Genomic DNA, 8,697 nt, shown 5'->3' on the forward strand with positions numbered 1-8,697 from the left:
CCGCCCGATCCCCCGCCGGGCGTAGGCCGGGTCGACGCTGAGCTGCTGGACGTGCGCGCAACCGTCGACCAGGTCGAGCACCGCGAAGCCGACCGGCCGGTCCACGCCGTCGACAACCACCCGGACGCGGCCGGCCCGCTGGGCGGCGGCCAGCACGTCCAGCGGCAGCGGGGGCATGTCGGCGACGTCGGCCATGCCGATCTCCCGGAACGGCGCGCCGGAGGCCACCTCGATCCGCTGCACCTCGGCCAACTCGTCCGCCCGGGCGGTCCTGCTGCGCATCACGGCACCGACCCTGGCAGAGCCGGTCCGAGCGGGCGAGCGGATTACCGCCCACCGCTGTGACGGGAGTCGCCCGGTTCGGGGCCGTCGGCCCGGCGGTGCCCTGCCTAGGGTCGAGGTCATGACCGTCAACGGTGAGGGCGACGTCGATCTCGACGCGGTGCGCGCCGCCGTCGCCCGGCCGGCCGGCCGAGCGACCGAGCGCATCGCCGACCTGGGGCTGATCACCGAGGTGTCCCGGGCCGTGCCACCGGTAAGGCGATGAGTCGCTGGTCGCGGATCTCACCGATCCCGCCGCCCGGGGAGCTGCGCACGCTCTCCCTGGCCACGCTGACGAACACCGTCGGCTCGGGACTCTGGCTCACCGGCGGCGCCCTCTACCTGACCCGGGACGTCGGGCTCTCCCCCGCCTCGGTCGGCGCCGGACTCACCCTCGCCGGACTGGTCGGGCTCACCGCCAGCGTGCCGCTCGGCGCGCTCGCCGACCGGCGGGATCCGCGTACGCTCCGCGCGCTCGTCCAGCTGGGCCAGGCCGCGGCCGCCGCGGCGTACCTGCTGGTCGACTCCTTCCCGGCCTTCCTCGCGGTGGCGGTCCTCGAGATGCTGCTCGCCTCCGGCAACCTGGCGGTCCGCGCGGCGCTGGTCGCCGCGGTAGCCGGACCGCGGGGCCGCGTCCGCGCGTTCGCGACCCTGCGTGCGGTGGCGAACCTGGGCATCGCGGTGGGGGCCGGCCTGGCCGGGCTCGCGCTGGCCGCGGACAGCCACCTGGCGTACCAGGCGCTGGTGGCCGGCAACGCGCTCACCTACCTGTTGTCGGCGGCGCTGCTACTGCGGCTGCCGGCCTGTCCGCCGGCGCCCCACGGTCCGGGCAGCCGTTGGCGGGACGGCCGGTCCGGCGCCGCGCTGCGGGACGTGCGTTTCGTCGCCGTCAGCGGCGCGTCGGCGGTGCTGGCCCTGCACTGGACGCTGCTCGCGCTCGTGGTGCCGCTGTGGACGGTGACCCGGGCCGGGGCGCCACCGCCGGTGGTGTCGGCGGTACTGCTGACGAACACCGTGCTCACCGTTCTGCTCGCCGTGCGGCTCAGCCGCGGCGCCGACGACGCCACCCGCGCCGCCCGGTCCATGCGCCGCGCCGGGCTGGTGCTGGCCGCCGCGATGCTGCTGTACGCGGCCACCGCCGGCCTGGCGCCCGCCGCGTCGGTCACCCTGCTGCTGGCCGCCACCGCGGTCTACACGTTCGGCGATCTCTGGCACGGCACCGCCGGGGCGGGTCTGGCGTACGGCCTGGCACCGCCGGACGCGATCGGGGCGTACCAGGGGGTGGACGGCATGCTGGCCGGCCTCTCCCGGGCGATCGGTCCGGCCCTGCTGACGCTACTGGTGCTCGACGGCGGCGTGCCGGGTTGGCTGGCGGTCGGGGCGGTCTTCGCCGGCGTCGGCCTCGCCACCCCGGCGCTGACCAGGTGGGCGCTGGCGAACCGGGAGCCGGCCCGGCCGGTGGCCGGCGATCGTCCCGCCGCCAGCGTGTAGCAGCATGGCGGCATGACGGACCAGCAGACGATCGCCATCCGCCCCGGCGGGCCGGCCGACGCCGAGGCCGTGTTGCGGCTGCTCGACAGCGCCACCGCCTGGCTGGTGGCGCGCGGCCGGACCGGCCAGTGGGGCACCGAGCCCGCGTCGACCGACCCGCGCCGGGTCGCCCAGGCGCAGGCGTGGACGACCGGGGGCGGGCTGTACCTGGCCACGCTCGGCGACACCGCGGTGGGCGCCCTCGTGGTGGGATCGGCCACCGCGTACGTGCCGCCGGCCACCGAACCCGAGCTGTTCGTCAACCTGCTGGTCACCGACCGGGCCCACGCGGGCCACGGGATCGGGGCACGGCTGCTCGCGTACGCGGCGGAGCTGGCCCGGGAGCGCGGCCTGGGGCTGCTGAGGGTGGACTGCTACGGCGGGGACGACCGGGCGCTGGTCCGGTTCTACGAGGGCTGCGGCTTCACCGCCACCGACCGGTTCACGGTCGAGCGCCCGGGCCGGCCGCCGTGGCCGGGCCAGGTGCTGGAACGCCGCCTCGCCTGACCGGTCAGCCGATCTCCTCGTCGAGGAAGCACCAGCGCCAGGTCTCGCCGGGCTGGACCGAGCGCATCACCGGGTGCCCGGTCGACTCGAAGTGCTTCGTGGCGTGCTGGTAGGGCGAGGAGTCGCAGCAGCCCACGTGCCCGCAGGTCAGGCAGCCCCGCAGGTGCACCCAGTCGTCGTTGCCGATGGCCACGCAGTCGGGGCACTCGGTCGTGGTCGTCGGCTCGGCGTCGCCCGCCTCGGTCAGGTGCTGGCAGCTCACTCGTCGGCCTCCTGTCGCAGCAACGACTCCTCCAGGTCCAGGTCGCGGTAGGCGCGGACCAGCACCTCCTCCGGGATCTTCCCGGAGTCGCGGGCGGCCCGGAAGACCTCCCGCTCTGCGTCGATCATCTCCTGCCGCAGTCGACCGTACGCCCGGGAGGGGGTCTCCCGCTCCTCGCCCCCGAGCCGTTCCCAGGCCACGTTGGTGCGGCTCTGCACCAGCCCGCGCAGCCGTTCCACCACGGCGTCCGGCGCCCCGCCGGCAAGTTCCTCGAGCCGTTCCCGGGCGGCCCGGCTGGCCTGCTGCTGCACGGCGGCGGCGGAGAGCGCGTCCTGCACCGGGTCGTCCGGCGGCAGTTTCGCCGCCCGCGCCACGGCCGGCAGGGTGGCGCCCTGCCCGACCAGCGTCACCACGATCACCGCGAAGGCGAGCCAGATGAACAGCTGCCGCGGGTACGCCCGCCCGTCGGCGAGGGTGAGCGGCAGCGCGAGCGCGGCGGCGAGGGTGACCACGCCGCGCATGCCGGCCCACCCGATGACGAGGGGGACCTGCACCGGGGTTGGCGCGTCCCGCCGGCGGGCCTCGGGCACCAGCCGGGCCAGGTAGGTGGCCGGGACGAGCCAGACGAACCGGGTCAGCACGACGGCGGCCAGCACCGCGGCGGTGATCCCGACCAGCCGCCCGGCCGGCTCGTCCAGGTCGCGGAGCACCTCGGGCAGTTGCAGGCCGACCAGCAGGAACACCAGCCCCTCGAGCAGGAACTGGATGAGCCGCCAGAACGCGCCCACCTGGAGCCGGGAGGCGGCGGACATGAGCAGCGGCTGCTTGTGCCCGATGCCCAGCCCGGTGACCACCACGGCGACCACCCCGGAGGCGTGGATCTCCTCGGCGGCGAAGACCACCGTGAACGGCACGATGAGCGACAGCGCGTTGTCCAGCACCGGGTCGGTGATGCGCTTGTGCAGGGCGCCGAAGACCACCACGCCGAGCAGCCCGACGAGGACGCCGCCGCCGGCGGATACCAGCACCTCGCGGGCGACCGCGCCGACCCCGACGTGACCGCCGGCCGCCGTCGCGGCGGCGACCGCCACCCGCAGCAGCACCAGCGCCGTGGCGTCGTTGACCAGGCTCTCCCCCTCCAGGATCGTCACGATCCGCCGGGGCAGGCCCACCCGCCGGGCCACCGCGGTGGCGGCGATCGCGTCGGGCGGCGCCACGACCGCGCCGAGGGCCAGGCAGATCGCGTACGGGACGCCGGGCAGGATCAGGTGGACGACGGTGCCCACCACGAACGCGGTGAACAGCACCAGCCCGACGGCGAGCAGCAGGATCGGCCGGAGGTTGAGCCGGAACGCCGGCACCGACGTCTTCAGGGCGGCCACGTAGAGCAGCGGCGGCAGGATGCCCACCAGCACCAGTTCCGGGTCGAGGCGGACCTCCGGGAAGCCGGGCACGAAGGACAGGCCGAGGCCGAGCACGACCAGCAGGATCGGCGCGAGCAGGCCGAGCCGGCGGGCCAGCGCCGCGCCGAAGGTCGCGATCGCGAGAAAGACCACGACCTCGATCAGAGCTTCCATGGAGTACGAGCCTAGGCGGCCGGCGGCCCCGACGTGATCACGAGGCGGTACGGAGTTTCGGCAGCACCTCGGCCCCGAACGTGTCGACGAAGGCGCGCTGCTCCTGCCCGACGTGGTGCAGGGCGATCTGGTCGAAGCCCAGCGCCACGTACTCCTCCAGCCAGCCGACGTGCCGGCCCAGGTCGGCGCTGACGTTGACCACCGAGGTGACCTTCTCCAGGGGCACGTCCTCGCTGACCACGTCGAAGTGGTCGGCCAGTTCCAGGTCCCAGCAGACCGGCGGGGCGAAGACGTTGCTGCGCCACTGGTCGTACGCGACGGCCTCGGCCTCGGCCTGGTCGGGCGCCCAGCTCACGTGGACCTGGAGGTGCAGCGGGCCGCGCCCGCCGGCGTCCCGGTAGGCGTCGATCATCCGGCGCAGGTGCTCGACGGGCGCGTTGACGGTGATCAGGCCGTCGGCCCAGTCGGCGCACCAGCGGGCCGTCTCGACGCTGACCGCCGCGCCGATGAGCGCGGGCGGCTGCTCGGGCCGGGTCCACAGCTTCGCCCGGTCCACGGTGACCAGACCGTCGTGGCTGACCTCCTCGCCGGCGAGGAGCGCCCGGATCACGTCCACGCACTCGCGCAGCCGGGCGGCGCGGACGTCCTTGCGGGGCCAGCCGGTGCCGGTGATGTGCTCGTTGCTCGCCTCGCCGGTGCCGAGCGCCGCCCAGAACCGGCCCGGGTACATGGCGGCCAGGGTGCCGATGGCCTGCGCCACGACGGCCGGGTGGTAGCGCTGGCCGGGCGCGTTGACCACGCCGAACGGCAGGTTGGTGGCCTGGAGCGCGGCGCCGAGCCAGGACCAGGCGAAGCCGGAGTGGCCCTGCCGGGCGCTCCACGGCGAGAAGTGGTCGGACGACATGGCGGCGTCGAAGCCGGCCCGTTCGGCGTGGATCACCGCCTCCAGCAGCCGGGACGGGTGGATCTGCTCGTGGGACGCGTGGAAGCCGAACGCCGTCATGGGGGCATCTCCTACCCATGACGGCGTCCGGTCAATCGCGGCTACTCGGAGTGCGCCCCGGCGCCGGCGCCGGCCTCCCCCTTGCCGACCCAGACGGTCTTGGTGTTGCAGAACTCGCGCATGCCCACGGCGGACAGCTCACGCCCGTAGCCGGAGTTCTTCACCCCGCCGAAGGGCAGCTCCGGGTAGGAGGTGGTCATGCCGTTGATGAAGACGTTGCCGGCGTCCAGGTCGACGGCGAAGCGCTCCTGCTCGGCGGGGTCGCTGGTCCAGGCGTTGGAACCGAGGCCGAAGGCGGTGCCGTTGGCGACCTCGATGGCCTCCTCGTAGGAGCCGACCCGGTAGAGGCCGGCGACCGGCCCGAACACCTCCTCGGCCCACATCCGCATCTCCGGGCGCAGGTCGGTGATCACGGTCGGCGGGTAGTACCAGCCGTCGCCGGACGGCTTCTCGCCGCCGCACAGGACGGTGGCGCCGTTGTCGACCGCGTCCTGCACCTGGGCGTGGATCTCGTCCCGGCCGCTCTCGCTGGCCAGGGGGCCCACGTCGGTGTTCCCGTCCATCGGGTCGCCGACCCGCAGCGCCGACATCCGGGCGGCGAACTTCTCGGCGAAGGCGTCGAAGACGTCGGTGTGCACGATGAACCGCTTGGCGGCGATGCAGGACTGGCCGTTGTTCTGGCAGCGGGCCGTGGTGGCCACCTCGGCCGCCTTGTCCAGGTCGGCCGAGGGCATCACCACGAACGGGTCGCTGCCGCCCAGCTCCAGCACGGTCTTCTTGAGTTCCCGGCCGGCGACCTGGGCGATCGAGCGGCCGGCGCCCTCGCTGCCGGTGAGCGTGGCGGCCCGGACCCGGGGGTCGCTGAGGATCCGGTCCACCTTGTCGGAGCCGACGAGCAGGGTGGTGAAGGCGCCCTCCGGGAAGCCGGCGCGGCGGAACAGCTCCTCCAGGTAGAGGGCGGTCTGCGGGACGTTGGAGGCGTGCTTGAGCAGCCCGGTGTTGCCGGCCATCAGGGCCGGCGCGGCGAACCGCATCACCTGCCAGAGCGGGAAGTTCCACGGCATCACGGCGAGCACCGGGCCGATCGGCTGGTGGCGGACGTACGCCCGCTTCGCCTTGACCGCGGCGGCGTCGGCGGGCTCGTCGGCGAGCATCTTCGCGGCGTTGTCGGCGTAGAAGCGGCAGGCCGTGGCGCACTTGGTCACCTCGGCCTTCGCCGCGGCGTACGTCTTGCCCATCTCGGTGGTCATGAGGCGGGCGGTCTCGTCCCGCTCGGCCTCCAGCAGGTCGGCCGCGGCGATCATCCACCGGCCACGCTCGGCGATCGTGGTCCCGTGCAGCTGCCGGAAGGCCAGGTCGGCCCGCTCGATCGCCGCGTCGATCTGCTCGTCCGACATGGGGTCGTACGTCTTGAGCACCTGTCCGGTGGCGGGGTTGGTGGTGGCGATGGGCATGTCGTACTCCTGTCACTCGAACAGCGAGTGCCGCGCGCCCGGCTCCTCCCGGTGGCGCGCGGCGCGGCGGCGCTGGATGACGACCAGGTCGACCACGGCCACCGCGGCGAGGATCGCGCAGACGACGCCCAGCCAGGTCACGCCGGCGGCGAACGCGAGCACCGCGAAGACGGTCATGGTGACCAGGCCGAAGAGGGCCAGGGCGAGCCGCAGGTTCAGCGCGCTGTACGCGGCGTTGATCCGGCGGCGGGGCTGTGACCGCGTCATTTCTCCGGCCTACCCCGGCACGGCCCGGGCTAACCAGGTCCGCCGGTCGTAACACGCCGATGTGAACGACGGTTGTCGATGCCGGAAAGGCGACACCGTCCCCGTCCGGACGGCCGAGGCGCATAGGGTCGACGCGCCGCTTCTGCCGCCGGACGGAGGACGGTATGCCTCGACGTTGGATCGCCGCGCTGGCCTGCCTCGCGGCGCTGGCCGCGCTCGCCTGCGACGGCTCGGGCTCGGCGTCGCCCCGGCCGTCGGGCTCCGCGCCCCCGGGCGCGCCGGCGGTGCTGACCGCCCTCGGCGACTCGATCACCAGCGGCTTCGGCTCCTGCCTGGTCCTGGTGAGCTGTGAACGCAACTCCTGGTCCAGCGGGGACGGCCAGCGGGTGCGCAGCCTCTACCGGCGGCTGCACGAGGACAACGCGACGCTGCGGGCGCACAACCGGGCGGTGCCGGGCGCCCGCGCGGCCGGCCTGGCCGACCAGGCGCGGGCGGCGGTACGCGACCGGGCCGACCTGGTCACCGTGCTGATCGGGGCGAACGACGCCTGCCGGAGCGACATCGACGACATGACCGCGCCGGCCACCTTCCGGCGACAGGTCGACGCGGCCCTGGCGGTGGTGCGCAAGGGCCGGCCGAAGGCGCGGGTGCTGGTGGTCAGCCTGCCCGACCTGCACCGGCTCTGGGAGCTCGGGCACACCGAGCCCCGGGCGGTGCGGGCCTGGTCGCGCGGCGTCTGCCCGGCGCTGCTGGCCGACGCCACGTCGACCGCGCCGGCCACGGTGGCCCGCCGGGCCCGCTTCCGGGAGCGGATCGACGCGTACGACGCGCAGCTGCGCGCCGCCTGCCGCGCGTACGGGTCGCGGTGCCGGTGGGACGGCGGCGCGGTGCACCGGAGCCGGTTCGGCCTGGACAAGGTGAACGCGCTGGACTGGTTCCACCCGAACGCGGCCGGTCAGGACCGGCTCGCCGACGTCGCCGGGGACGCCTCCGGCTGGGCCGACTGAGCCGGGCCGGCCGACGCGCCGCGCTGACCGCCGCTCGCGGACGGTGGTCAGGGTTGGCGCGGGCCGGGGAGCTGGCGCGGGCCGCCCCGGTAGAGGGCGCGGGCCCGGTCGGCGAGGTCCCGGGTGGCCGACGAGTTCGCCCAGGTGCCGAGGATGATCGCGGCGCCGGGGATCACCTTGGCGAACATCCGCTTGGCGGCGCGCACCCCGGCCATCCGGGCCAGCCGGATGCCGAGCTGGAGCATCACCCGGCCCAGCGGGCGCTGCCCGCCCATGCCGAACAGCGCGCCGGCCCGCTCCCGACCGGCGGCCACCCCGAGGGCGAGCCGGGCGCTCTCGGCGACCTTGTGCACCCGCTGGAGCACGAGCAGGTCGGTGGCCCGGTCGGGGTGGACCGCGTCGATCCCGTACGCGGCGGCCACGTGCAGCACGAGTCGGGCCTGGGTCCACGCCAGCACGCCCACGTCGATCACCGCGCCGGGCAGCCCGGCCGCACCGGAGACCGCGCCGGAGAGCCGGGCGTGGTTGACGAACTTGCGCACCGCCTGGTCGGCCAGCTCGTCGGCCGGGACGTCCGGCCGCTGCGCCCGCTCCCGCTCCGCCCACTGCGCCGCCTCCGGCCCGAGCCGGCGCACCGCCTCCAGGGCCAGGTGCTCCGGCGCGTACTGCGGGTCGTCCCGCATCCGGTCCCAGAGCCGGGCCGGAGGCGCCTCGGGCGCCTCCACCGGCGCGGCCGGCTTCTTCGGGAGGGTGGGTTCGCCGTCGACGG

Annotated in this window: 11 protein-coding genes; 4 read left to right on the forward strand and 7 right to left on the reverse strand. The window is 75.1% G+C overall.

Translation table 11 applies throughout. The features are described from left to right. The coding region (locus F8274_RS28550; protein ID WP_151465460.1) for a GNAT family N-acetyltransferase at nt 1-282 on the reverse strand (282 nt) is incomplete at its 3' end. 121 nt (nt 283-403) lie between these two features. On the opposite strand from F8274_RS28550, the gene F8274_RS31465 reads away from it, so the two are divergent. Genes F8274_RS31465 through F8274_RS28560 form a run of 3 tightly spaced genes read left to right on the forward strand, consistent with a single transcriptional unit; the run spans nt 404 to nt 2,358 of the window. Further along, nucleotides 404-547, forward strand: a complete 144-nt coding sequence (locus F8274_RS31465; RefSeq protein WP_192580032.1) for a hypothetical protein — start codon at nt 404-406, stop codon at nt 545-547. Then, nucleotides 544-1,812: an MFS transporter gene (locus F8274_RS28555; protein WP_151465461.1), complete on the forward strand. Its 1,269-nt coding sequence runs from the start codon at nt 544-546 to the stop codon at nt 1,810-1,812. Before F8274_RS31465 ends, F8274_RS28555 begins: the two co-directional genes overlap by 4 nt. A 12-nt stretch (nt 1,813-1,824) precedes the next feature. Continuing rightward, the gene (locus F8274_RS28560; RefSeq protein ID WP_151465462.1) at nt 1,825-2,358 is read left to right on the forward strand and encodes a GNAT family N-acetyltransferase; all 534 of its coding nucleotides are present in this window, start codon (nt 1,825-1,827) and stop codon (nt 2,356-2,358) included. Nucleotides 2,359-2,362: 4 nt separating this feature from the next. Here the strand turns inward: F8274_RS28560 and F8274_RS28565 are convergent, their stop codons facing one another. Genes F8274_RS28565 through F8274_RS28585 form a run of 5 tightly spaced genes read right to left on the reverse strand, consistent with a single transcriptional unit; the run spans nt 2,363 to nt 6,921 of the window. Further along, nucleotides 2,363-2,620 carry a UBP-type zinc finger domain-containing protein gene (locus tag F8274_RS28565; RefSeq protein WP_151465463.1) on the reverse strand — a complete coding sequence of 86 codons (258 nt, stop codon included), beginning with the start codon at nt 2,618-2,620 and terminating at the stop codon, nt 2,363-2,365. Then, a complete protein-coding gene (locus F8274_RS28570; protein WP_151465464.1) occupies nt 2,617-4,197 on the reverse strand; it encodes a Na+/H+ antiporter in 1,581 nt (526 codons plus the stop codon). Before F8274_RS28570 ends, F8274_RS28565 begins: the two co-directional genes overlap by 4 nt. A gap of 37 nt (nt 4,198-4,234) precedes the next feature. Next, nucleotides 4,235-5,200, reverse strand: a complete 966-nt coding sequence (locus tag F8274_RS28575) for a TIGR03885 family FMN-dependent LLM class oxidoreductase (protein WP_151465465.1) — start codon at nt 5,198-5,200, stop codon at nt 4,235-4,237. A gap of 41 nt (nt 5,201-5,241) precedes the next feature. Then, the gene (locus F8274_RS28580; protein WP_151465466.1) at nt 5,242-6,654 is read right to left on the reverse strand and encodes an NADP-dependent succinic semialdehyde dehydrogenase; all 1,413 of its coding nucleotides are present in this window, start codon (nt 6,652-6,654) and stop codon (nt 5,242-5,244) included. A gap of 12 nt (nt 6,655-6,666) precedes the next feature. Then, nucleotides 6,667-6,921: a DUF6343 family protein gene (locus tag F8274_RS28585; RefSeq protein WP_151465467.1), complete on the reverse strand. Its 255-nt coding sequence runs from the start codon at nt 6,919-6,921 to the stop codon at nt 6,667-6,669. 164 nt (nt 6,922-7,085) lie between these two features. On the opposite strand from F8274_RS28585, the gene F8274_RS28590 reads away from it, so the two are divergent. After that, entirely contained in the window at nt 7,086-7,928 is an 843-nt protein-coding gene (locus F8274_RS28590) for a GDSL-type esterase/lipase family protein (protein WP_151465468.1), read from the forward strand. A 47-nt stretch (nt 7,929-7,975) separates the two neighbouring features. Here F8274_RS28590 and F8274_RS28595 read toward each other — a convergent pair. Further along, on the reverse strand, nt 7,976-8,697 hold a 722-nt coding region (locus tag F8274_RS28595), incomplete at its 5' end, for an EcsC family protein (protein ID WP_225854019.1).

The sequence above is a fragment of the Micromonospora sp. AMSO31t genome (genome assembly GCF_008868175.1).
Lineage (GTDB): Bacteria > Actinomycetota > Actinomycetes > Mycobacteriales > Micromonosporaceae > Micromonospora.